The following is a 24,779-nucleotide window of genomic DNA, read 5'->3' as shown; positions in this document are numbered from 1 at the left end:
TTTTACTATTCCTTTTTGGAGTTTTTTCTTTTTTAAATAAATATTATTATAAATTTATTTTTCGCTTTTTATTTACTAAATAAATAATGGTATAATTATTATGTTTTATGATTTGCAGAAAGTTGAGGTTTAAATGTATATGTACCTTAAAGAAGGGCAAATACTTTCAATTCATGCATATAAGCATAATGGCGATTTATATCGTAGTTGAAATAATTCAATTGTTTTAGAAGATACTGAAAAATATTTAGTTTTAGTAAATGAGAATGTAACAATTACTGAAATTAATGGTCGTAAATGAACAACCGTTGATCCAGCAATTTGGTTATTTTTTAAAAATGATTGATACAATATTATTTGTATGATTCGTAATGATGGTGTTCATTATTATTGTAATATTGCCAGTCCCTTTATTTTAGATTCGCAAACAGTTAAATACATTGATTATGATTTAGATATTAAAGTATTTCCTAATCGTTCTTATAAACTGTTAGATTTGAAAGAATTTAAAACTAATCGTCGAATATGAAAGTATCCAATACCTTTACAAAATATATTATGACAAAATATAAATAAATTAAAAAAAGGAGTTAAAAAAAATGAAATTAATTTATTTAATGATGATGTAATTTTAAATTATTGAAAAAATTACCAAAACCAAAGTTTACAAAAATAGTAAGAACATATGTTCTTACTATTTTTTATATTAAAACTTTTTATAATTAAATTAAATTTTTTTATAAAATAGATAATTTTTTTGCATAATTATGTTCTCTCATAATACTGTTTATATTACTTTTTTTACTTTTATTTTCAATACCATTATTTATATTTTGAATATCTATATCATTAAATTGTATGTTTTTTTGTAATTATGATAATTAATAGCATATGTTCTTAATTTTTTTATTTCTTTAAACATTAAGTTTTTTATTTCTTGTTCAATTTCTTTATTCATTTTTTTACTTCTTTTAAAAATAAAAACCTATTTACTTTGTTTCTCAAAGTAAATAGGTTAAAAACAATATTTAGTTTATAGTTATTTTTAACATCTTTTTGAAAATTTACAATTAATATATATATATATGCTGAGTTATACTTGTAAGTGCAAGTAAATAAAATTGCAAAAAATTCTCATATAAAAATTTCATAATGCTAAATTTAGTTTAGAAAAAAGTAAGGAGTTTTTATATGAGTTATAAACATCTTGGCATAGATGAAAGGATTTATATTGAGAATCAATTGAAATTTAAATTTAAAATTAGTGAAATAGCTAAAAATCTTAATCGAAGTATTAGTACTATTATTCGAGAAATTAATAGAAATAAAGATAATAATCATTATTTTTCATTAATTGCACAAAATAAAGCTGAAAATCGAAAACAATCACATATTAGTTTTCATAAGTTTAAAAATAAGAATTTAGTAAAATATGTACAACAAAAATTACTATTAGGTTGATCACCTGAACAAATTTATGGCAGAATTAAAAATTTTCATAAAGAGTGAGTTATTAGTTTTAAAACAATTTATACTTGAATTTATTTTGGAATGCTTGATAAAGTTACTAGTAAAAATTTAAGAAGAAAAGGTAAAAAACGAAAATCTAAAGAAAATCGTGGCAAGTTTAATGGTAAATCAATTAAAGAACGAGATATAAATGTTAATGATCGTATAACACTTGGTCATTGAGAAGGAGATACTATAGTATCATCACGAGGTAAAAGCAAATCATGTTTAATAACTTTAGTTGAAAGAGTATCACGATTTACTTTAGCAATATTAGTTAAAAACAGAACTACTAAAGTTATTAATAAAAATGTTAGTTATTATTTATCAATTCTTCCTAAAAACATTGTTAAAACTATTACTTTTGATCGTGGCAAAGAATTTTCAAATTGACAACAACTTGAAAAAAATTTAGATATAAAAATTTATTTTGCCAATCCATATTCACCTTGACAAAGAGGTACTAATGAAAATACTAATGGTTTAATTAGAGAAAAATTTCCTAAAAAATTTATTTTTTCAAAAACTAATAAAAATGAAGTTCATAAATTTATATTGTCTTTAAACCAAAGACCAAGAAAAATACTAAATTATCTTTCACCAATCGAATATTTGGATAGAAAAATAATTTAGTTGCACTTACCTTTACAATTTAGCATATATATTAATTTTATTTAGAGATTGAATATTAATTTTTGTAAATTATTTTCATATATTTTCATATTTTTTGAAATAATGTTTTAGTAAATTTAATCAATTATCTAAATTAGAACCATATTTTTTTTCTAAATCTCATAAAAAATTACCATATACATCATTACCACCAACCAGTACATAAGTTTCTTTTCAATTAATTTTTCCTTCTTCTAGTTTAATTTCTTTTACAAAACCAAGGTTTTTTAGATCACTATCAATTAAACTATTTTTTTCATTTTCTTTTCAATAATGTTCTATTATTTCTCCATTTTCATTTTTTGTAAATCAAAATTCATCTCCCACTTTACCAATTAAGTTATTAAAATTTTTATTATTTATTAATTCATTTTTTAATGATATTTTATCAATTAATTTTGAATTAGTTAAATTAGAATGAAAATCATTAATGTTATCACCCAATTTCATTATAATATGTGATGGTACATTTTTTATTGGTACTAAATCATTTTCTCAATTTTTTATTTGCATACTATTTTTATCTTTTGATGATAATTTAAAATTGTTATTATTAATATAATTAAAACGATTTTCTTTTGATATTAAATTTTTATAATTATTTGAATCATATTTAGTTACTCCTTGCATTCATCAAACATAACTATCAAGAAATGCCTTTGGATAATAATTATTTTCTAGTAGTTTTTTAGTTGGTATTGCTTCATCTCCATACTTGATATTTTCGCCTTGAAAACGATTTGAATCAAATAAAACAATACCACCACTTTTTCATACATGTTTAACAAATTCTAAAACTCCATTATAAAGTTGTTCTTCAAAATTGACTTGATGATCAACTCATTTTTTAAATTCATAATCCATATCTTTCATTTTTGGATTAAAAAATTTATAAATTGAAAAACCAATATTATTTATGAATGTTTCATCCAAATCAGTAATAACAATAGGTACATATTTATTAGCTTCAATTTTTGATTGATTATAATGCACAGTATAATTTTTATCTTCTTCATCATTTTTGGCATTAGGTTTATTTGCGGTTGCGTAAATAACATCTAATGATAAATGTTTTTTATTTGCTTCTATAACATCATCATACTGTTTTATTGCTGCACGAAAAGTATTTAATAATGATATTTTTCTTTCTGCTGATTCTTGTCAAATTATTGATTGTAACACTTTTAAATCATAAATATTGTTATTTTTATAACATCCAATAGCGCTTAAACTTGTACTTGTAATAATTATTAAACCACTTATTATTTTTAATATTTTTTTCATGTTTTTTCTCCTTTTAAAAATAAAAACCTATTTACTTTGAGAAACAAAGTAAATAGGTTAAAAACTATATTTAGTTTGTAGTTTTTTTAACATTTTTTTTGAAATTTTACAATCAATAAAGATAATATATTTATTTTTAAAATTTAAAAGACAAGATATAATTATTTTTAACTATTTAAATTACGTATTATTGTTGATTTATATTGGCTAAATGTTAAGATAAATGTAAAATTAGATACTTAATTATTAATTACATTTAGTTTTTAATAATTTTAAAAATGATTGATAAATAAAATTATTGTTTATAGATTTTAATTTTTTTTTGCATAAGATGTTAAAAATAAAGTACGAATAGTTTACTAGAAATATTGCGAAATAATAATTATAAAGAGGTAAAAAGGATGTTAAAATTTGGGAGCATACCGATGTTGTCAATAATATTCAAATTTGTCTGAAAATTATAAAGTTAGACGAGAATAATTTTGACTTAAATATGCAATTGTAAGTTAATCTTAACACTTCAAAAATATTAGTCAACAATAATACTTACTTTTATAACTCAAAAATTCTTATTAATGCAAAATTTAATAAGTTTTATTTTATTTTTGGTTTTTTTAAAAATCTTTAATCTTAATTTATAATAACTGGATGGCAGTATTTATTTGATAGCATTTAAAATTAACCATTTTTGTATACATATCAATGTTATAAGTTCTATCACCAATCATATGCTTTAAAATTTGTTTAATATTAGTTTCAGTAAAGCAACCAATATTTTCAACTAGTGCTTGGTTTAGTACACCATCTTTTGCATTAATGAAATAACCAACTTTTAATTTTTTATATTGTAAGGTTAATGATTGTAAAAAATCAATTAATTCATAATATTGACCTTTTTTAAATAAAGTTATTGCATTTTGATAGTGTAATTTAGCAATTTGATTTTTTCTTCTTCCAGCCATGATACCAAGAAATAAAACATGAAAAGCATGAAATTTATCTAAAATAAATTTGGCATTTAAAATGGTAGAAGTTTTTTTAATTCATTTTGCACTGTCTCCACAAACTATTAAATTTGCTTGGTCAAAGTTTTCAAAAAATAAATTACCATATTTTTCTATTAATTTTGCGGTTTTTTCAGCACCAATTTCTGTTTTTGAAACTCTTATTTTACATACAGCTCTTTTATTAATTAATTTTCCATTTTTCTTTTTACCAGTACACATTACTATTAATCTCATCGAACATTTTTTACAATTTTTAGTATTGTGTTTTTCATTAAACTTAAATTTTCGATGACCATCATCAATATTTACATATAAATTTTGATTTGGTTGTAATGGTATTTTGGGAATATTTGCTTTTGGTAATTCAAATTTTTGATATGTTCTACAAACTGTACTATTACTTATTAAATCTTCAATAAAAGTATCACAAACATCACGATACTTTTTACTATCAGCAAAATATTTTAAAATTTGTTTAATAACGTTAGGTGCAAGTTTACTATATTTTTTAACACCAAGATAGTTATCTAATAATGATACGTACTCCATTTTTTGTGTTTTTGTGTTATAATTTGTACAAATACGTCGTTTATAAGTTAATAAACCTTTTTTTGTTTTTAATTTTCGTTGTCTAAATCTATATGATTTATATTCAGATTTATCACATATACTTCATAAATAATCATCTATTTTTGAAAATAGTTCTTCTGTTTGTTTTAAACTTAATTCATCTTGATTAAAATCATGTTTGTCTCAATCAAAATGATTAGGGAATGGTAATTTTAACATTTTTAATGTTCCTTTCTAAATTTTTGTTTGTTAATAATTTAAGTTTAATTTTTTTTAAAAATAAGGAGTAAATATGGCTTTTATTAGTAGTTATACACAATTAAATAAAAAATATGACCTTAATTTTAGTGATAATAATTATGGTTTTAGTTGAGATATTTTTAAACAATTTGTTGGTGATGAATGAGCAGAATTTTTCACTACCAATTGTTTTTATCGTTTTGTACCAACTGCACGTGGCACAAGAAAAACTTGAAATTGTTTAGCATTTGATTTATTTATATGTTGTAATTTTAGTGATAGTAGTGTTCAAGAAGTAAGGCGCTATGAAAATACTCATAGTGAAACGACAATTGGTGCTTTAATGAATGTTTGTCAAGTTTTATTAGATACATATAATATTAATTTATTACCTAATAATCCACACGGTATTAAATGAAAAATAACTAAGGATGGTGGTTGTATTATTTTTCCTAATAATCAACAAATTGACTTTATTGGTTATGCTAATGGTAATAAGATTTTTGGAAAAGAAGCAGGTGGTTCAAGTTTTTTAGGTTCAAGAACAGATGAAATTATTATGGCAGAAGAAAAAGAAACTTTAACAGAAAAGCAATTAACATATCGATATGAAAGATTACAAAACTCTATGTTTAGAAGTAATCGTATTAAAGTATCAAATGAACCTATTAAAGAGTGAAGTTGAACATTTATTGATAAAAATATATATAGTTCTACCTTTGGACAAAAGATTACTCGTTATTTTTATAAAAGTTTTTTCATTACTTTTACATGTAATCCTTATGATAAATACCATCCATTTTATTTAAAATACTGTACGCCATTTTTACCATTAAATGATAAAGTGATGGAAAATCTTAAAAAAGTTGGCAAAATTTATTATGAAAATCAAGATATGTTTAGTGGTTTAGGTTTATTTGTTTTAAGATTTACTATTCAACCATTTTGAAATAAATTACCAGATATTCAAAAAAGAACATTATTAGAAATGAAAAAAAGTAATCCTGATGAATTTAATACTGTTTTTTATGGTTTTGAATTTTTAGATAGTGATGCAACAATTTTTCCATTTCAGAAAACAGTAAAATATTGACAATCATATGATTTAAAACAATTTTATAATCAAGAAAAAGATATGTATAAATTTGATTTTTATAGTGTTGGAATCGATTGAGCTACGGGACCAAAAGACCATACTGTATTTATGGTAGTTGGTTTTAAAGAATATAATAATACTGGTTATTATGATGCTTATATTATTTGTGAATTAGTAGTTACTCCAAATGATTTTATTAATGAAAATGAAAAAATTAATGCTTATGTTAATGAAATTTTAGGATTAATAGATAATTTTGAAAACTTTGACCAAGCAATTTATTTTTATGATGACAAGGCAAGAACAGCAATTGATTGATTAAGTCAAAAATTAATAGATGAGCATAATACTATTCTAATAACACAAACTGCTATTAAACATGCTTCAAATTTAAATCAAGAAGCAGGATTAACTAATAGAGTAGTTTGAATGAGAAATATTATGAGTTATGGAAACTTTTATGCTAATAAAGATGATTTACCAAAAACTACTCAATGTTTAGAAGAATTACGTTATGATGAAACAAAAACTAACATTCCTGACAAAAATATGTATCAAGACCCATATGATGCTTTGTTTTATGCATTATATCCATATAAAAATGTAATTAGGGGTAAAAATAATGCTACTGTGAAAAAAAGTATCTTCACATTTGCTATATAATAAATAAGCACAATACAATTAATAGTATAGGTATCACAAAATAAACGTCTTTAATTTAGGCGTTTATTTTGCATTTAAAAGCATACTTGTAAAAATAATCAAAAATAGTACAATTTATAAGTAAAATCAAGGAAAAAAAGGAGAATTTAATATGAAAACATGAATAAAAACAAATTTAAGTAAAATAACATTAGCATTAGCACTAACTGGTGCAGTAAGTGGAGTAACTGGTTTAATAATTGGTTCACTAGCACATAATCAAACTAATGGTTATAAATCATATTTAGGACATGACTATACAGTCTACTGGGGGGGCTAAATCAACAATATGGTCATATAAAACAAAAGACAAATATAAGATAAGTTTATATTTTGGAATTAAATCGCTTGATAGTACTGATATAAAATGAGATGGTATTTATCCTGATGGATATTTTGATAATTAAATTTCTAAATTTATATAAGAAACATTTTCATTATATTTATCAAATAAATTAATATTTTGTAAGTTTATTTCTTGTTTATTAGTTATTAAAAGTAAATCATAATTACCAGCACCAAAAATACCACTAATCTCAACTCGATTTAAGTTAGTAATTGGATTTTCAATTTGTAATTCAAATTCATTATTATTATCAATTTTTGAAATTTCTTTATAAAATTCTAATTTAGAAAATAATTGGGATTTATTTGAGCCATATAAATTTAATAAATTTTCAAGTTTAATTTTTTCAATAATTGCTCTTGTAAAATATTTTCCATATTCACCATTACCTAATGTTCAATCAGCAGGAATTAATGAAGGTATGTTATTTGTTTCTAATTCATTTGTAATAGATAATCAATTAAATTGATTATCATCTAATTTAAATAATTCATTTTGACTAATATCATTATTTTTTAACTTAATATTATTGATATCTGTAAAATCAAAATATGCAGATTTTAATATCACTTTTACATCTTTAAATTGCCAAATATCATCAGGTGTAGGATGTATTGGACTTGATTTTAATTCGAAATAATAAGGTAATAAAATTTTATTATCATCATTCAAACCTTTATTTATTGATAATATTGAATAAATATATTCTGATAACATGATAAATATTTGCTTAAAAATTTTTATTTGTTTTAAATTAATATAATTTGGATAATCTAATTTTCATTGTTTAAATAAATTAGTAATAACATCTTCGGGCTTTTGTCCTTCAAATTTTGCTCGTAATTTTGCTATTTCATTTTTTGGTTTACCATTTTTGTCTTCATATTTAGCACCTTCGAAGTTTCTATTATAGTTATATGTATAACTTAGCATATCTAATAATAATTGTTGTAAACTATCATTAGTTGGTGCGTCTTTAATTTCTATTTCAATATCATTAAATTTATTATTAGTTGCAATATATTGATAAAATTGACTTTCATCTACAAAATCTCAAACTTCTTTATCTTTTAATTCTTTTTGACTTTTTAGTGGTCATTTGCCACCTAAAACATTACTAAATTCATATCCTAATCAAGCATGTGTAACTCTTGCATTTTTAATAACTTCTCTTCTTGTTATATTACCACTACTAATTTTAATTAAATCTAAAACTGATTTTTCTTGTCCAATAAATTGTTTTGCTAAATTTCAAGGTAATATTTGTTCACTAAATCATTGTTGTAATATTCTAACTTTTGGTTGAGTTTCAATAGGCATTGATAATAGCGGAAATGCTATCTTATCCTTGATAAATAACTTTGGGTATACTTCCATATTATCAACTTCACCAAGTACCTTTATATTGCCGAAAATCATGCTTCTAGGGGCTTTAATTTTTAAACCAATTACTTTTGTATCTTTATCTAATGGTTTTTGCAATTTAATAATGATTGGATAACCATCTCTTGTTTTAAAATCTTTAATTTTAATAATAGTTATACTTTTAGTACTTCTTGTTTTTGGATTTTGATAAGGTTGAGAATAATTATTAATGATATATAAATTATCAATATTACTTTCAGTTAATAATTCATTAATAGATACAGCATATAACTTAAATTGATTTAATAAATTTATTTCTTGAAAAATTAAATTTTTAATATCAGTCATACTATATTCAATTGTATTATCATTAATATTTGTACTTGCTCTTTGATTTAATTGCATAGTAAAGTCTGATGTTTCAACAGCAGTAGCTTTTAATACTTTATCAATATCAATAAAACCTATTTTAATAGTATTTGCTGAAAATCTTAAACTATTATTTTCATTATTTTTAAATAAACGTTCAATTTCATAAATATATATAGTTCTTTTTTTAAATTCATCGTATGCTCTATTAATATCTGGGTCACTAGTAGTACTCATCATATTAGTAAAATCATAAGGAATATTATCAATTAAATAATCATTTTCTACTTCTGCTTGATTAAGTTTAGTTTGCTTCTGTTTCTGTGGAAACTTCGTTTGTGGTTTGTTGTTGTTTTCCATTGTTTTCTCCTATTAATTGGTTATTTTCGGGATTAAATAATTTTAATTTAACTGTTAAATTATTAATTTCTTGTTCATCATTAATATTAAATGTTTTACTATTTAATAAATCTTTATCTAAACGTACTAATATTTGAATAAATTTAAGAATATCAATATTAAATTGTCATAATTTTTGTTCAATATAATTAATAGTTGAAATATTTACAGCTGTACTTTCGGGAACTGATTGTTGTGCAGATTTCTTTTGACTTGGTATATGAATACCACAACGTTTAAATATTTCATTAACATTTCAATCGTATATATCAGTTAAATTTTTACCTTTAAAATTACTATTTGTCATATTGATATTTTCGTTTTGTTCATTATTATCTCCACCGCTTTTAAATATGTAATTTTTAGTAACTAATGTTCTTACTGCTTCTTCTAATGTTGATTGAACATTCCCATAAGTTTGATTAAAAATAAATTTAGGTGAGTTTAAAATAGTATCTAAAACAATTTGTTCATAAATAACATCTAATGCTTTAATTTTATCCATTACTTTATCACAATCTGCTAATTCATTTGCTTTATTTCGCATAATTGCTATTGGTATATAGTTAATATTTAGTGTTTGTTCTTGTTCTAAATTTGAATTATTAATGAATGATTTAAAATCTAATGGAAATTGTTTTTTATTATCACTAATACTATAAATTGCACGATTAATAGTTACTTGTTCATTATTTAATGTATAAATTTCAAATAATCTTACAGTTTGTGCATTTTGTTGATAACTATCATAAAAAATAGTACATTGAATTAATTTACCAGTAATATCATAAACTCTTTGTTGGATATCTACTACTTGAAAATATAAATCATCATTAGCAATATAAATTAAATAACCACTAATTCCTAATTTACTTAACTTAAAAATAGAATTTCAATTTTTTCTATAAAATTCTTGTTGCATTAAATATTGTTTAATAGTTTCATTATTTATTTCTAATGGAGCATTATATAAATTAGCATTATTTTCTGCTACAAAATCAGTGAAATAAGTTTCATGATTAAAATCATTAAAACCAAAATAATTTAAAATTGAAGCATGAGTACTTTTATTTTTATTATTTAAAAATTTTACTTTTTCATTTTGATTATCATTAATGCTAAATTGTAAAGGTAAGTGCAACTAAATTATTTTTCTATCCAAATATTCGATTGGTGAAAGATAATTTAGTATTTTTCTTGGTCTTTGGTTTAAAGACAATATAAATTTATGAACTTCATTTTTATTAGTTTTTGAAAAAATAAATTTTTTAGGAAATTTTTCTCTAATTAAACCATTAGTATTTTCATTAGTACCTCTTTGTCAAGGTGAATATGGATTGGCAAAATAAATTTTTATATCTAAATTTTTTTCAAGTTGTTGTCAATTTGAAAATTCTTTGCCACGATCAAAAGTAATAGTTTTAACAATGTTTTTAGGAAGAATTGATAAATAATAACTAACATTTTTATTAATAACTTTAGTAGTTCTGTTTTTAACTAATATTGCTAAAGTAAATCGTGATACTCTTTCAACTAAAGTTATTAAACATGATTTGCTTTTACCTCGTGATGATACTATAGTATCTCCTTCTCAATGACCAAGTGTTATACGATCATTAACATTTATATCTCGTTCTTTAATTGATTTACCATTAAACTTGCCACGATTTTCTTTAGATTTTCGTTTTTTACCTTTTCTTCTTAAATTTTTACTAGTAACTTTATCAAGCATTCCAAAATAAATTCAAGTATAAATTGTTTTAAAACTAATAACTCACTCTTTATGAAAATTTTTAATTCTGCCATAAATTTGTTCAGGTGATCAACCTAATAGTAATTTTTGTTGTACATATTTTACTAAATTCTTATTTTTAAACTTATGAAAACTAATATGTGATTGTTTTCGATTTTCAGCTTTATTTTGTGCAATTAATGAAAAATAATGATTATTATCTTTATTTCTATTAATTTCTCGAATAATAGTACTAATACTTCGATTAAGATTTTTAGCTATTTCACTAATTTTAAATTTAAATTTCAATTGATTCTCAATATAAATCCTTTCATCTATGCCAAGATGTTTATAACTCATATAAAAACTCCTTACTTTTTTCTAAACTAAATTTAGCATTATGAAATTTTTATATGAGAATTTTTTGCAATTTTATTTACTTGCACTTACAAGTATAACTCAGCAATATTGCTTTTATCTTTTCTAAAAAATCTACCTAACATAATATTCACCACCTTTTTTTAAAATATTTGATTAATTTTTAATACAATTTTTACAATAATAAATATAATTAAACCAGCAACAGCAGAAGATAATAAAACTCCAATTAAACCTAAAATAATTTTTATAATTTTAAAAAACATAATATTATTCCTGTAATTCTTCTAATTTTCATACATTACCTTTTAAATTACCTTTTACAGTATAAATAGTAATCAATTTAGCATGTTGAACTGATAAAATTACTATATTAGCACTATCATTAAAGGTTTGTATTTGTACACCAGCAATTTTGTTATCAGTTATAATAAATTCTTGAATAGTATAAACTGGATTATATATACTTCAAGAATAATAAACTCTATAATGTTTATTCTCTTGAAAATCATAAGTAATTTGTCAATTATCTCATTTATTTTTTTCTCTTGTTCCTACTTCTTTTCAATTATCTTTACTTGGACTGGGTGTTGGATTATTTTTTAATTCAATATCTCAATTATTTTCTTCTATTTCATTAGTTTCTAAACTTTTTGAATTAATTTTTATAGGTTTATCTATATTAATTACACTTGGTGAAGTAATATCTAATGTATTATTTTTAATTGTATAAATTTTATTATTTATCTTAGGTTTATATATTTTAGTTCCTAATTTATTTCCATCTAGATTAGTTACTATTCAAGAATTACCATCAAAATATGATAGTATTAATTCATTATTTTCGGGTTGGACACTTAAATGCGCTTTAATTTCATTAGTAGAATTTGAGTAATAACCTGCTGAATCAATAGCTACATTATGGGCTGTTGGTACTGCACCATAAAAGAAAAATACTCCTTTAAGTCCTTGACTGATTGACATATTAGGTGACCAAAAAATTTGATAATATGTATTTCTTGTTAAAATCATTGATTTTTGCTCTTCTCATTGTGGATTATTCAAAAAATCTTGTGGTGTTACTAAATAAGAACTTACAGATATTACATTATCTTCTGTAATATTAATGCCATGGCCAGTAATTAATTTATTTTGTTTATTATTAGTTAAGGCCGTAATATTTTTCTGTTGTTTAGCAGAAAAATCACAAGTTGGTGCATGTATATAATCACCAATTTGTGGATTATTTTGTAATGCTTCGGGTGGTAATGTACCAATTTCATCAGGTCAATCTAAAATCATTGTTTCAGTTTCTTTATTATAATCAGTTGCAACATAACCTTTATTAATAAATTTACTAACAGGACCTCTATATATTTCATTTTCATTATCATCAACTAAATCATCATATAATTTAATTTGTTTTGATAATGTAAATTCTTTTTGTTGTTCAATTAATTCATCAACTTGATTTCTAGTATAAAATGCTTTTAAGTCAATTTTTTCAACATCTATTTCATCATCATTATAACTTGAAAATATTTGTTTTAATTCTGTTAATCTTGCTCATATTTTCATTCTACTAGGTGCTAAATCTCATACATTAATTGTAGGAGTACTATTTGCACTAAATTGACTACCATTATTAAATTGAATAGTAGCATCAACATTAAATTCAATTGGTGTACGATTAAATACTCAATGTTCAACCATAACATAAACCATATCTCTTAACGTTTCTTTAATTAATTTATCTTTAAAACTATCAAAAGGAAATTTAGATAAAATAAAATCAAGATAAGCATTAATATCATTTTGAGCACGAATAGCAAATGTTTTAAATCAATCATGAACATTTGGTCATGTATTTATATATTGTCGTGGTGTTTCTGTAATTTTTCCAGTTAATGGATATCAGTTATTATAATTTTCTAAACTGACATCAGTTCAAAGTTTATTAATCATATTTTATCATTCCTTAAAAAATGCTTTTTTATAACGTTTGGTTTTTGTTTTAGTTTTTCTATGTGATATATGGATAATTTCTTTTTGTAACTTTTTTTTACCTTTTTCTACAACTTGACTATATACAAATTTTTCTAAATGATGTAATAATCCTGTTCCAAATAAAGTATTAACTGAAAATTTTAAACCAACATTTTTAAATGATTTATTAATATTTTCAATAGGGTTATTAATAACATTTACTACTTTATGATAAGTTCTAATAGTTCTAAATATTTCTCTATATATTTTAAAACTATCTCTAATTACTTGTTGAATAACTGGTGGTGCAAATGCTATTGCTTTTAATCATTTATTACGATTAATACCATAACCAATGTATCAACCACTATATCAACGATATCAATGAAATGGATGTATTTGAGTAACAAAAGTTTTTGCTTTCAGAATACTATCAACAACTGTAATTGGTTTATATTTAGGATTACGATGATAAATAGTAATTGCACATTTATCTAATGACAAAGGTTGAATTTTGCAACCCATAAATACTGGTGAATTTAATGGAATTAATTGTGCATGTTTAATTGCTCTTTTTTCTGCACTAGTAAATAAATCAGTTGCTTTTTCTTTTAATTTATTAATTTTTTCAAATGCTTGTTTTTCTAACTTTTCAAATTTTTCTTGTAATTTATATATACTTTCTCGTATTTTTTCAAAATATGGTGTATCTTTTCAAAATTTATTTAAACCTTTTTTTAAATAAAATCTAATATCAAAATATTTAAAAGTTTGATTTGCTTTTAAAACAAGTTGATGAATAACATTATTTTTAAAATTAAATTTAATAGCATTTGCACGAATTTTTTGTAAATCCAAAATTAAAGATTTACCATATCTATTTTCTGTATGTATTGTATGAACTAAATTTAATCAATCATGTTGGTTCATAGATAGTACTTTTTTTAAATCAGTATTAAATTTTTTTAAAAAGTTATTTGCTTTTTCGATATCTTTAATTTTAAATTTAGGAGTTAATTGTGGACTTAATTTTATTAATGTATTTTGTAATAATAAGTGTTCCATTAATTTTTCTGTTTCTAGTTTTTGAAAATTATTCTTATATTGTCTTTCAGCAACATAACCTAAATCTCGTAATACTGTTTCACGATTAGGAGTAAAACTATAATTCATTAAATAACGTTTATTACCAATAATTTTATCTGTTAAAATTTCTTTTCCACTTACTTGACTAATAATTTCTTGTAAGTTTTTTGCTTCTTTAACACCAATTTGTTCTAATGTTTTAGTTTTTTGTGCTAATTTAATAAATTTAGTTGTACGATAACCACGACTAATTTTATTAAGTCCAGCAAATGCAGGTAATAAATTTAAGAAAGTATTTAATTTTGTTACATTTCCTTTTAAATAATCATAAACTTGATTAATAGTAAAATCAGTTGTAGCATAAATACCAAAATTAATAGTACTTGCAATAAAATCACTTGCACCTAATCCAAGGGCTACACTTTCACTTAATCCACCAGTAAAAGGAGCAAGTGCTACTGCTATAACTTGTACACCAATCATTTCTAAAATTTCTCATCAAAAACTTTTATTTTCTTGTTGGTTACTTGTTCTAGTATGTTTTGGTTTATTTATGTTTAAAAGTATTGCTGTACTAGTTGTACCAATTGGCATGATATTAATGTCCTTTATTTAAGAGTTATTTTAATTGGATTTGTTTTTCCTTTATAATTTAAGTCATTAATATTTGCAGTAATAGTTATATATAAGTCACCTGCTTTTTGTTTTTGATTACTTACATTAGTTTTTCCTTGTGCATCACTAAAATATTTAATAGTTGGATTTGTTAAATTTGGATTTAATGATTTAAGTTCATTAGTACTTTTGATTTCTGTATTTAATTCATTATTATTGTTATTAACATTTGCAGTAATATCAGTTGTTAAAGTTGTAATCTTAGTTTTTAAATCATTTTTATCATTATTAACAATTGCACATAACATTCAACGTGAAGTTGTTTCTTCATCTGTAATATAAGGTATTGATTCACCAGTTACTTCTCCACCAACTAAATATCTTCTTCCAACTTTACCATCAGCAATATCTTGAACATATACAACTGTATTTTGTAACATATATCTTTTCATTGCTCTTGGTGTTGCTAAAACAAAAGACATAATTTTAGTTTCATTATTATCAGTAAATGTCATATAATCATCCATTACAATTTGACATAGTACACCTTTAATATATAAATCATTTCCATTTAATCTTAATTGTTGAGCAATCTGATTATCAGTAATTAATCCTTTATTATTAGCTAAATAAACAATACTATCATAAAGATTATTAGTAATAAAAAAACGACAATTATTACTATTTCTTAGTTGAAATAAAGTATTTCAAGCATCTAACATTGATTTTAAATATCCTACTGGTGATTTATCAGTAATGTCTATTTTAGTTGCATATTTTGCAATTACATTTGTATCATTATTTGCTAAATAATCTGCTAAGTCATTAGCAACTTCATATTGCATTGTATTTAATAAATTTTGTCCATTTTCAGCATTTAAATCAACATTAGCAATTATTTCACCCGCAACTGCTTCTTCTTTAATTTCTTTTAAAATTTTAATAGTTTCGGCATAACTAACATCTAATCCTTTGCTTTTATCATTTCATTTTAATACTTTAATTTCTGAATTTTTTGGTTTTTTAACTATAAATTCAATTTTTGTTGAATTAACTATTTCGATAGGAAAAAAACTTGCTCATGGTGAATTTGATTGTTTATAAAATTCTATAAACTCTGGTGCTTCTACTAATTTTTCGGTATTATCTAAATTTTTATTGAATTGTATTGCCATTTTTTGATTTCCTTTCTGTTATAAATTATTATTTTTTTTATAATCCAATAATGTACTTTTTATTGAATTTGGTTGATTTGTTATTATTGTTTGTGGTTTACCACCCGTATTAATTGTTTCTTTAAATATTGGTTGTTCTTTAATCATTTTTTTAATAGTATCTTCTATTTTTGAATTTTCTATATTACTTGTTTTAAATTTTAAATAATCATAAAATTCATTTTTAATTTGATATTTTTTAAATATATTAATTATTTCTTTTTCTTTAATTTCTTGATTAAGTTTATTTAACTTACTTTCTGCTTCATTAACTTTATTTTCTATTTCTTGTTGAGCATTATTTTCAGTTAAAGGTTCAGTTGTTTGTTGAACATTATTTTCATTTTCTAACATTTAACATTCTCCTAATCTTATCCCAATAATCAATCTTTAACTAATTGTGGCATCTCACTTATTAATTTTTTATAATCATTAACTGCATTTTCTAATGTATCAATATCAGAAAATTTAAAACAATTATCAATATGTAAATCAAAATCTCTATCATTATAGATATCATGTTTAAAATTATACTTTTCATTAAATTCAATTTTTGTCATATTATTTTTCTCCTTTATTAATTTTTTCGTTTAATTTTGCTAATTTTTTTTGATGTTTTATAATTTTGTTATTTGCTCTAACATGTTTTGGAGTTGTGATAAATCTTTTTAATAAAACAATAATTTCTCTGCAAATTAATGTTCCAACACTTGTTCCAATAATAATTAATTCATGTAAAAATTCTTTCATTACAATATTTTCCTTTCAATTGTTTATTTTTTAATTATTCATCAAATTGACCACCATTAATTCTTTCAATCATTGATTGTGAATTACTTATAACTTCTACTAATACAGATATTTCTTTATTGAATTCTTCTATTCTTTCTTTATATTTTTTTATTTCCTGATTATAATATTCAAGTAATTTTTCTTTATTCATAAATTATTCACCTCCTTTATAAACTCATGTGATTATAATCTCAATTTAATGAAGCATTATCATTATTTAATGGTACTTCGCTCATATTATCACTACCATATTGACTGGTTGTTTCACTATTAATTGAAAATCTATTATCATTAATTAATCTTGCAGTTTCATCATTAAATGCTGTTTCTTGCATTTCTTCAATATGATTAGTAGTTTCCATAGGTAGTAAATTATGAATAATTTCAGAAGCACCAGCAACTATTGTTGGCACTGCATAAGCATTATTAAAATCATTATTTATACCCATTGCTACACCACTTGAAATTAAACATCCACCAGTAGCCATATTACAAATCTTTCTTATTGCTTCAAATTTATTAGGTATTAATTCAGTTAATCCACTAATAAGATTTGAAATACCATAAGCATTTAAACTAATATATGTATCTCAATCCATTAGTGATTGATTTTCTTGTTTATTTAATAATAATCATGGTGGACCTTCTGTTGTAGTTGTAGTAGTTATTGGAGTTGGTGTTGTTGGAATAATAGGATTAATATTATTTTCTGTTCATTTACTATAATTTGCTAAACCGATTGTTCCTAAACCTAATAATATTTTTTAGAACTATTAATTAATTTAGTTTTAGTATTTGGTCTTTGATTTAAATTTCAAATATCTAAACCTAATTTTTTACCAAATAATAAACTATTAATACTACCTAATAGTGAACTGTTCATTACTTGACCATAATAAGCACTTGTACCAATCATTGCACAAATTGGGTTTATACCAGTTCTTATTAATTTAGTTAAAGTATAATTTGATTGATTTTCTATATTTGGCATTTTAATCTCCTTTATTCGTTTTTATTAGTTCTCTTATAACATCTAGTAAAGAATCTACTACATAAGAATTTAATTCAAATTCATAATTTCTAATTTTAATTTTTTCCTTCTGCATTTATTTATTCTCCTTTAATTTGTTTTAAATCATTTAATAGTTCTATAAATTTTTTCATCTCTTTTGAATGATAATCAATGCTTCAATAATCATCATTTCAATTAAAAATTATATGTGTATCTGAATGTAAAAATTCAACATTATCAATAAAAAATAATGTTTCATCTACATTTCATTTAATTAAAAATTCGCGTTTAGTCATATTTAATTTCCTTTAATTTTCTAATTTTTTAATTGTTACTTTAATTCAACCTTGATAAACATCATTATCACCAACTATTAATGCAACATTACTTTCTGGGTCAGAAACAATTATGTGTTTTGATTTAACATTTGGGTATTGTCTTAAAATAATTGCTCTAATATCATTATTTGTATGAATTGCTTTGGGAAATGGTGATAATATTTCAATTTCATCTTTATTTTCAAACAAAGTAGGTAATATTATCATTAGTCAAATTCTCCATTTTCTATTAGTTTATTTAAGATAAATAATGTTACATCCGTTCTCCGTGCTGGCTCTAATTCAATTAAATCATTAATATATTTAATTAATTTTTCTTTATTCATAATTTAACCTTTCTTTCCTAACTCTTTTATTTTGTTTTTGTTTACATAAGTTATTACATTTATGAGCAAAAACTCTACCATAACCACATTTATTATTCTTTTTTATTTTTATTATCATTATTTTTAAAACAATTTTGACAATTTGGTCAATTATAATTTTCTTTACAATCAGTACACATTTTCATTAGTTATTTCTCCTTATTATTTTTTGGATGTTGAAATTGAACAGCTTTACAATTATCACATCTAAATACTAATTCAATACTCACATCTTCATGTTCACATTTATTTATTATCAAAGTAACCTTTTTCTAAATATTCAATTATTAATTCCATATCTAATGTGTTATGTTCAATTAAATATTCAATTATTTTTTCTTTATTAATACAATTTTTATGTCTTGAATTATTAATTTCATCAACTTTAATTCTATGTTCTTTACAATATGCTCTACCATATTCATCAAATTGCTCATCTGTCATATTTTCACATTGTATTTGTTCAAAATTTTCATCATGTGGTGGTATTAAACTAGTAAATTTAGTAGTTTGAGTAAATGTACATTTATTCATTAGACATATTCTCCTTATGTTTAATTTCTTTTGATATTTCATTTAATATTTTTAATACTTTATATTCATTTTTTAATTCTTTAATAATAAATATTAAAAATATTATTAGTGTTATGCTTGTTATTAATATTGGTACTATTAATAAAATTTTTCATAATATCATTTTTTACTCTTTTCATTTTTTAAATCATTTAACATTAATTGAACAAAATGCACGATTTTTAGGAATGTTTAAAGTATTAAAGATTTCACCAGTTACTAAAATTTCATCATTTTTGTTTAATAAAATACATCGTTTATAAAATTTTGGGTTATTAAAAATTAAAGTAACATAGTTTAATCCATTTCATTGACCACGAACACTATAATATAATTCCTTATTACCTTTTTCGTAATATTTTGCTTCAATAGTGTTACTCAGTTTTACTGTTAATTTGACATAATTTGCTTTATCTTTCATTTTTATAATTCCTTAAATAATATTGAATGTGCTTATATGCATCATGTTCATGTTTTGTAAATTTTATATTTCCTTTATAATTTTCTATTTTAGTTTTATTTTTTGGTTCGCTTTCTTGAAAATCTCAATTCATAACGTCTTCTACTAATACCATTAATGCACCAATCATTTTAGGTGTTGCTAATGGATTAGTTAATAATTATTTTGAACTTAAAAAGAAATTTTCTACAATAACTAATATTTTTTTATTCTCATTTTTTTTAATTAATTCAAAATATTCTTTATAAAAATTTTTACTTTCTAAAACAGTTTTTGTTTTAAATGTTTCATTAAAGATAATATTATTAGTTTCATTTGAATATATAACAATTCCATTATTACCAATACCAGCAGGGTCAATGCCAACAATTAAGTCATATTGCATTATTAATCAAATTCTTTGGATTTTATTTTATTAATTAATAATTCAATAGTATCAACTGAACCTTTTAATTTATTTAAATAATATATTTCTTTTTCTTTTTTGTATTGTTCTATATAATGACCCAAAAATATATTTAATGAACAAATTAAATTTTTCTTATATTGATTAATTACTTCTTTTTTGCTAAATTGTAAAGGTAAGTGCAACTAAATTATTTTTCTATCCAAATATTCGATTGGTGAAAGATAATTTAGTATTTTTCTTGGTCTTTGGTTTAAAGACAATATAAATTTATGAACTTCATTTTTATTAGTTTTTGAAAAAATAAATTTTTTAGGAAATTTTTCTCTAATTAAACCATTAGTATTTTCATTAGTACCTCTTTGTCAAGGTGAATATGGATTGGCAAAATAAATTTTTATATCTAAATTTTTTTCAAGTTGTTGTCAATTTGAAAATTCTTTGCCACGATCAAAAGTAATAGTTTTAACAATGTTTTTAGGAAGAATTGATAAATAATAACTAACATTTTTATTAATAACTTTAGTAGTTCTGTTTTTAACTAATATTGCTAAAGTAAATCGTGATACTCTTTCAACTAAAGTTATTAAACATGATTTGCTTTTACCTCGTGATGATACTATAGTATCTCCTTCTCAATGACCAAGTGTTATACGATCATTAACATTTATATCTCGTTCTTTAATTGATTTACCATTAAACTTGCCACGATTTTCTTTAGATTTTCGTTTTTTACCTTTTCTTCTTAAATTTTTACTAGTAACTTTATCAAGCATTCCAAAATAAATTCAAGTATAAATTGTTTTAAAACTAATAACTCACTCTTTATGAAAATTTTTAATTCTGCCATAAATTTGTTCAGGTGATCAACCTAATAGTAATTTTTGTTGTACATATTTTACTAAATTCTTATTTTTAAACTTATGAAAACTAATATGTGATTGTTTTCGATTTTCAGCTTTATTTTGTGCAATTAATGAAAAATAATGATTATTATCTTTATTTCTATTAATTTCTCGAATAATAGTACTAATACTTCGATTAAGATTTTTAGCTATTTCACTAATTTTAAATTTAAATTTCAATTGATTCTCAATATAAATCCTTTCATCTATGCCAAGATGTTTATAACTCATATAAAAACTCCTTACTTTTTTCTAAACTAAATTTAGCATTATGAAATTTTTATATGAGAATTTTTTGCAATTTTATTTACTTGCACTTACAAGTATAACTCAGCTTTAAAATCTTCTCTTAATTTTTCTATATTATTTAAATGTTCTTTTGTTATTTCTTGATTACGTTTTTTATTATATTCATTAATAATTTTTTGGTCTTTACAAGAAAATGGTTTTTCTTTATCCATATTTATACCTCTCACTTAACCTAATATTTAAAATATAGTCATAACAAATTGCTTTACTATTTTTATCTCTTAAAAAATATTTTCTTGTTTTTATATCATTAGTATTAAAGAATAAATAATCTAATTTATTTTGTTTACATGTTCAACAAAAATACTTTTTCATTATAAGTTGAAATTTCCTTATAAGAAGTAACTATATAATTAATTGGTAAATCATCGTGTTTATATGGATTATTTATTTTAAAACTTTTTCTATTTTCTTCTCACGTAATGTTATATTTAAAACAAGCATTAGTAATTTTAGTTTTGTTATCAGTTATTTCACCCATAAATCAACTATTATGCTGTTCATAAAATGTTAATGATTCAAGTTTTATATCATTAAGATAATATTCTTTTGGAGCAGTTGGTTTATTAACAGTTATTTTTTGGTCTTTAATATATGGTTCTAATAATTTTATTAATTCATTACCACTTAATTCTCTTTTAATATTTTCTAAATTAAAAACTCAATATGTGTAACTGTTATCAACAATAAAAGAATTATTTTTAATCATTCATTTTGGTAATGATAATTTATATTCAACATAATCAATAAGAATAGATTGTGGTTTATCTTTTACAATTTGTTCTTTTTTAAATTCTATTTGCATAATAATCCTTTCCTAATATGTTCTGTTGCTTCTAGCATAAAGAACATATATTTTGATTTTTAGATTATTAATAATACTATTATTCGTTTTATTCATTCCAGCAAAACTGGGCTCAAAAATAAATTGTGAAATTTTAAAAAACATTGAGGCATTCGATTCAATATTTATTTAATTTGTGTTTAACAAATTAATATTTTAATTGAACCGGCACCGCTCAATTTTTTTTACAAGTTTGAAATTTATTTTCTCGCCCAAAAATTTTTCAAAAAAAATAAAAAATAAAACCAACACTTGCTCACTAGGGAGTGGCAAGGTTGGTTAAATAAAGAATAGAATTAATATAGTAGGTTCCCTAAGCAGGTCTATATATACTAGTTTCCAATTCGCTCCCACCCCAAGAATTACCATTTAATTAATGGTTAGTATAATTTATTAGGTATCACTCCACTTTTTATTTATTCATGCAAGTCCACATGTTTTAGCTACTATTTTTAACAACTGTGTTGTAGTTCACTTTTTTAGTTCCCTAACACGTGTTGATAATAGCGTTAAAGATGGTTATTAAAAATTTTAAAATTTTACAATTACAAAAAAAAGACAAGATTTTTATTCTCGTCTTTTGTCATTTATTTTTAATTTAAGGGTTTAAAAAAGAAAGGAGCTATTTTTAAAACTTTTTAGTTATCGACATCTTCGACACGCTCCCTAAAATTTTCAAAAACATTATCTAACATTGGTATTTATCTACTTTTGACAACATTAATGCCGGTAATGGTTATTTCTATAATTATGATTTCTTTAAAAGGATTAATGGAAAGTTCTTATGAATTATTATGGAAGTTTGGAGAATGATTACAAGAAGTTTTTGATTCTGGATTAAGTACTATTCAATGATTAGGATGAATTATATTGATAGCTTGTCTAACAACTTATGGTATTCTTATATTTATTTTAGTTATGATAAATTCAAGAAAAGCATTTGAACAAAGAATTGGTTATATTCTTGGTTTAGTAATTGGAGTTGCTTCAATTGTTGTTACATTATTACCATTAATTATTGTTAGTATTGCTAGTCTTGGCAATGGAGTAATAACTTTAGTATTAGGATTATCATTTGTTTTTATTGGATTGAATGGTGGTTTAGTTGCTTGTGGATCATTATTTGGTTTAATTAGTGCAAAAAACATTATAAATTTATGAGATGCAAAGAAAAAGTAGATTATATCTACTTTTTATTATTTATATATTTACTTCATGGTAATTGTAAATTTGTTAATGTATAATGCATTAATTGTCGATGTATGCTAATAATTAAAACGTTAAATATTGTTACAATAAGTAAAATTCATCAATGATCGTTTAAAGTATTAAAATAATCAAGTTTGCTTTTAAAAACGGCAGTTTCAACTAACATAAATAATGCATTTAAAATAAAAAAAATTAATCAACCAAAACTAAATAGAATAATTAGATAACGATAAAATTTAGTTTGAAAAGTACTACCTTTGACTTTAATTTGATAAACCGTTTCATAAGTATAATGATTAATAGAAAAAGTAAACAAAATTAATAGAATTAAACTATTTATGCCAACTATTAATAAAATATTAATTATTTTTTCGCTAGTAGTATTTATTAAAATTGAACCTATTATTATAAATATAATTTGAACAATTAATCACAAAATGCTAACATAAAAAAAACTTTTTTTTGTTCAGTATTTAATTAATTCATTTTCCATTTTGTATCACCATATTAATTTTAGTATATTTTATGCAAATATAGAATAAAATTTATCTTTTTATAATTTTTCATAACATAATAAGTTTGGGAATAACTAAAATTAGAGAGGGAAATAAAATGGCAATTGAAGTAGAAATTAGGCGTATACGTCTAAGACTTGGTTGAACGCAAGCATATTTGGGGAAATTAGTAGGTGTTCGTCAAGCAACAATTAGTAGAATTGAGAATAATGCTAAAAATTCTTCATGAGGAATAATTCATAAAATTCTTTTAGCATTATTAGTAGATATGAATGATATAAAAGGTTTTACGCATGATTTTGTATTAAAAGAAAATGATTTTGAACTATTTATTAAACTGTTAATGGCTAATTCACAATTAAAAACTAATATTTTATATAATCCTGTTCATTGCGCACGAATTATTATTGATGCATATAATAGAGGAATTATTAATTTTGATGAAAAATATGGTAAAAATAAAGTATAAAAAAATTGTAAA

Annotated in this window: 34 protein-coding genes; 7 read left to right on the top strand and 27 right to left on the bottom strand. The window is 22.2% G+C overall.

The window, feature by feature from the left end:
- Window positions 1–139 precede the first annotated feature (139 nt).
- Both AACL05_RS07485 and AACL05_RS07480 read left to right on the top strand, forming a co-directional pair.
- Window positions 140–676 (top strand): DUF402 domain-containing protein, encoded by a 537-nt coding sequence (locus AACL05_RS07485; protein ID WP_338961175.1) that lies wholly within the window; start codon window positions 140–142, stop codon window positions 674–676.
- Between the two features lie 515 nt (window positions 677–1,191).
- Window positions 1,192–2,142 carry an IS30 family transposase gene (locus AACL05_RS07480; protein WP_338960236.1) on the top strand — a complete coding sequence of 317 codons (951 nt, stop codon included), beginning with the start codon at window positions 1,192–1,194 and terminating at the stop codon, window positions 2,140–2,142.
- 69 nt (window positions 2,143–2,211) lie between these two features.
- Here the strand turns inward: AACL05_RS07480 and AACL05_RS07475 are convergent, their stop codons facing one another.
- Together AACL05_RS07475 and AACL05_RS07470 are read right to left on the bottom strand one after the other, a co-directional pair.
- Window positions 2,212–3,465 (bottom strand): HAD family acid phosphatase, encoded by a 1,254-nt coding sequence (locus AACL05_RS07475; protein ID WP_338985959.1) that lies wholly within the window; start codon window positions 3,463–3,465, stop codon window positions 2,212–2,214.
- A 635-nt stretch (window positions 3,466–4,100) separates the two neighbouring features.
- A complete protein-coding gene (locus tag AACL05_RS07470) occupies window positions 4,101–5,261 on the bottom strand; it encodes an Mbov_0401 family ICE element transposase-like protein (protein WP_338961171.1) in 1,161 nt (386 codons plus the stop codon).
- Window positions 5,262–5,334: 73 nt separating this feature from the next.
- Between AACL05_RS07470 and AACL05_RS07465 the strand changes: the two genes are divergently transcribed.
- The 3 genes from AACL05_RS07465 to AACL05_RS07455 all read left to right on the top strand — a co-directional run bounded on the left by AACL05_RS07465 (window position 5,335) and on the right by AACL05_RS07455 (window position 7,487).
- A complete protein-coding gene (locus AACL05_RS07465; RefSeq protein WP_338961169.1) occupies window positions 5,335–7,041 on the top strand; it encodes a hypothetical protein in 1,707 nt (568 codons plus the stop codon).
- A 151-nt stretch (window positions 7,042–7,192) separates the two neighbouring features.
- On the top strand, window positions 7,193–7,360 hold the full coding sequence (locus AACL05_RS07460) for a hypothetical protein (RefSeq protein WP_338961167.1): 168 nt from the start codon (window positions 7,193–7,195) through the stop codon (window positions 7,358–7,360).
- A complete protein-coding gene (locus AACL05_RS07455) occupies window positions 7,332–7,487 on the top strand; it encodes a hypothetical protein (RefSeq protein WP_338961165.1) in 156 nt (51 codons plus the stop codon). Before AACL05_RS07460 ends, AACL05_RS07455 begins: the two co-directional genes overlap by 29 nt.
- On the opposite strand, the gene AACL05_RS07450 is transcribed toward AACL05_RS07455, so the two are convergent.
- The 24 genes from AACL05_RS07450 to AACL05_RS07335 all read right to left on the bottom strand — a co-directional run bounded on the left by AACL05_RS07450 (window position 7,484) and on the right by AACL05_RS07335 (window position 22,535).
- The gene (locus tag AACL05_RS07450; protein WP_338985958.1) at window positions 7,484–9,520 is read right to left on the bottom strand and encodes a hypothetical protein; all 2,037 of its coding nucleotides are present in this window, start codon (window positions 9,518–9,520) and stop codon (window positions 7,484–7,486) included. The genes AACL05_RS07455 and AACL05_RS07450 overlap by 4 nt on opposite strands.
- Window positions 9,465–10,700 (bottom strand): hypothetical protein, encoded by a 1,236-nt coding sequence (locus AACL05_RS07445; RefSeq protein ID WP_338985956.1) that lies wholly within the window; start codon window positions 10,698–10,700, stop codon window positions 9,465–9,467. The genes AACL05_RS07450 and AACL05_RS07445 overlap by 56 nt, the downstream gene beginning before the upstream one ends.
- Window positions 10,701–11,651, bottom strand: coding sequence for an IS30 family transposase (locus AACL05_RS07440; protein ID WP_338960236.1), 951 nt, complete (start codon window positions 11,649–11,651; stop codon window positions 10,701–10,703).
- A gap of 161 nt (window positions 11,652–11,812) precedes the next feature.
- Complete coding sequence (locus tag AACL05_RS07435) at window positions 11,813–11,935, bottom strand: hypothetical protein (protein ID WP_255495889.1); 123 nt, start codon at window positions 11,933–11,935, stop codon at window positions 11,813–11,815.
- 4 nt (window positions 11,936–11,939) lie between these two features.
- Window positions 11,940–13,634 (bottom strand): hypothetical protein, encoded by a 1,695-nt coding sequence (locus tag AACL05_RS07430; RefSeq protein WP_338985955.1) that lies wholly within the window; start codon window positions 13,632–13,634, stop codon window positions 11,940–11,942.
- Between the two features lie 3 nt (window positions 13,635–13,637).
- A complete protein-coding gene (locus AACL05_RS07425; RefSeq protein WP_338961157.1) occupies window positions 13,638–15,335 on the bottom strand; it encodes a hypothetical protein in 1,698 nt (565 codons plus the stop codon).
- Window positions 15,336–15,349: 14 nt separating this feature from the next.
- Window positions 15,350–16,531, bottom strand: coding sequence for a hypothetical protein (locus AACL05_RS07420; protein ID WP_338961155.1), 1,182 nt, complete (start codon window positions 16,529–16,531; stop codon window positions 15,350–15,352).
- Between the two features lie 18 nt (window positions 16,532–16,549).
- Window positions 16,550–16,924 (bottom strand): hypothetical protein, encoded by a 375-nt coding sequence (locus AACL05_RS07415; RefSeq protein ID WP_338961154.1) that lies wholly within the window; start codon window positions 16,922–16,924, stop codon window positions 16,550–16,552.
- 17 nt (window positions 16,925–16,941) lie between these two features.
- Window positions 16,942–17,130, bottom strand: a complete 189-nt coding sequence (locus AACL05_RS07410; protein ID WP_338961152.1) for a hypothetical protein — start codon at window positions 17,128–17,130, stop codon at window positions 16,942–16,944.
- 1 nt (window position 17,131) lies between these two features.
- Window positions 17,132–17,320 (bottom strand): hypothetical protein, encoded by a 189-nt coding sequence (locus AACL05_RS07405; RefSeq protein WP_174481134.1) that lies wholly within the window; start codon window positions 17,318–17,320, stop codon window positions 17,132–17,134.
- Window positions 17,321–17,354: 34 nt separating this feature from the next.
- Window positions 17,355–17,513 carry a hypothetical protein gene (locus AACL05_RS07400; RefSeq protein WP_338961151.1) on the bottom strand — a complete coding sequence of 53 codons (159 nt, stop codon included), beginning with the start codon at window positions 17,511–17,513 and terminating at the stop codon, window positions 17,355–17,357.
- A gap of 16 nt (window positions 17,514–17,529) precedes the next feature.
- Window positions 17,530–17,961: a hypothetical protein gene (locus AACL05_RS07395; protein ID WP_338961150.1), complete on the bottom strand. Its 432-nt coding sequence runs from the start codon at window positions 17,959–17,961 to the stop codon at window positions 17,530–17,532.
- A gap of 152 nt (window positions 17,962–18,113) precedes the next feature.
- A complete protein-coding gene (locus tag AACL05_RS07390) occupies window positions 18,114–18,353 on the bottom strand; it encodes a hypothetical protein (RefSeq protein ID WP_338985954.1) in 240 nt (79 codons plus the stop codon).
- Between the two features lie 119 nt (window positions 18,354–18,472).
- Window positions 18,473–18,670: a hypothetical protein gene (locus tag AACL05_RS07385; RefSeq protein WP_338961148.1), complete on the bottom strand. Its 198-nt coding sequence runs from the start codon at window positions 18,668–18,670 to the stop codon at window positions 18,473–18,475.
- 12 nt (window positions 18,671–18,682) lie between these two features.
- Entirely contained in the window at window positions 18,683–18,919 is a 237-nt protein-coding gene (locus AACL05_RS07380; RefSeq protein ID WP_338960588.1) for a hypothetical protein, read from the bottom strand.
- 404 nt (window positions 18,920–19,323) lie between these two features.
- The gene (locus AACL05_RS07375; protein ID WP_338961146.1) at window positions 19,324–19,611 is read right to left on the bottom strand and encodes a hypothetical protein; all 288 of its coding nucleotides are present in this window, start codon (window positions 19,609–19,611) and stop codon (window positions 19,324–19,326) included.
- Window positions 19,604–19,774, bottom strand: a complete 171-nt coding sequence (locus AACL05_RS07370) for a hypothetical protein (RefSeq protein ID WP_338961144.1) — start codon at window positions 19,772–19,774, stop codon at window positions 19,604–19,606. Before AACL05_RS07370 ends, AACL05_RS07375 begins: the two co-directional genes overlap by 8 nt.
- A 3-nt stretch (window positions 19,775–19,777) precedes the next feature.
- Window positions 19,778–20,071: a hypothetical protein gene (locus tag AACL05_RS07365; RefSeq protein WP_338961142.1), complete on the bottom strand. Its 294-nt coding sequence runs from the start codon at window positions 20,069–20,071 to the stop codon at window positions 19,778–19,780.
- A complete protein-coding gene (locus tag AACL05_RS07360) occupies window positions 20,061–20,240 on the bottom strand; it encodes a hypothetical protein (protein WP_338961141.1) in 180 nt (59 codons plus the stop codon). Before AACL05_RS07360 ends, AACL05_RS07365 begins: the two co-directional genes overlap by 11 nt.
- A gap of 30 nt (window positions 20,241–20,270) precedes the next feature.
- On the bottom strand, window positions 20,271–20,495 hold the full coding sequence (locus AACL05_RS07355) for a hypothetical protein (protein ID WP_338961140.1): 225 nt from the start codon (window positions 20,493–20,495) through the stop codon (window positions 20,271–20,273).
- Between the two features lie 2 nt (window positions 20,496–20,497).
- A complete protein-coding gene (locus AACL05_RS07350) occupies window positions 20,498–20,701 on the bottom strand; it encodes a hypothetical protein (protein WP_338985952.1) in 204 nt (67 codons plus the stop codon).
- Window positions 20,702–21,652 (bottom strand): IS30 family transposase, encoded by a 951-nt coding sequence (locus AACL05_RS07345; RefSeq protein WP_338960236.1) that lies wholly within the window; start codon window positions 21,650–21,652, stop codon window positions 20,702–20,704.
- Window positions 21,653–21,738: 86 nt separating this feature from the next.
- On the bottom strand, window positions 21,739–21,882 hold the full coding sequence (locus tag AACL05_RS07340; RefSeq protein ID WP_338985951.1) for a hypothetical protein: 144 nt from the start codon (window positions 21,880–21,882) through the stop codon (window positions 21,739–21,741).
- A 134-nt stretch (window positions 21,883–22,016) separates the two neighbouring features.
- Window positions 22,017–22,535, bottom strand: coding sequence for a hypothetical protein (locus AACL05_RS07335; RefSeq protein WP_338961135.1), 519 nt, complete (start codon window positions 22,533–22,535; stop codon window positions 22,017–22,019).
- A gap of 762 nt (window positions 22,536–23,297) precedes the next feature.
- On the opposite strand from AACL05_RS07335, the gene AACL05_RS07330 reads away from it, so the two are divergent.
- Window positions 23,298–23,753, top strand: coding sequence for a hypothetical protein (locus AACL05_RS07330; protein WP_338961133.1), 456 nt, complete (start codon window positions 23,298–23,300; stop codon window positions 23,751–23,753).
- 7 nt (window positions 23,754–23,760) lie between these two features.
- Here AACL05_RS07330 and AACL05_RS07325 read toward each other — a convergent pair whose 3' ends face one another.
- A complete protein-coding gene (locus tag AACL05_RS07325; protein ID WP_338985949.1) occupies window positions 23,761–24,276 on the bottom strand; it encodes a hypothetical protein in 516 nt (171 codons plus the stop codon).
- A gap of 119 nt (window positions 24,277–24,395) precedes the next feature.
- On the opposite strand from AACL05_RS07325, the gene AACL05_RS07320 reads away from it, so the two are divergent.
- Window positions 24,396–24,767 (top strand): helix-turn-helix transcriptional regulator, encoded by a 372-nt coding sequence (locus AACL05_RS07320; protein ID WP_338961129.1) that lies wholly within the window; start codon window positions 24,396–24,398, stop codon window positions 24,765–24,767.
- Window positions 24,768–24,779 lie beyond the last annotated feature (12 nt).

This window comes from Spiroplasma endosymbiont of Thecophora atra (assembly GCF_964019735.1).
Classification (GTDB): Bacteria; Bacillota_I; Bacilli_A; order Mycoplasmatales; family VBWQ01; genus Spiroplasma_E; species Spiroplasma_E ixodetis_A.
Note: the sequence above shows the minus strand (reverse complement) of the source record. Positions and strands in the feature narration are given on the sequence as shown.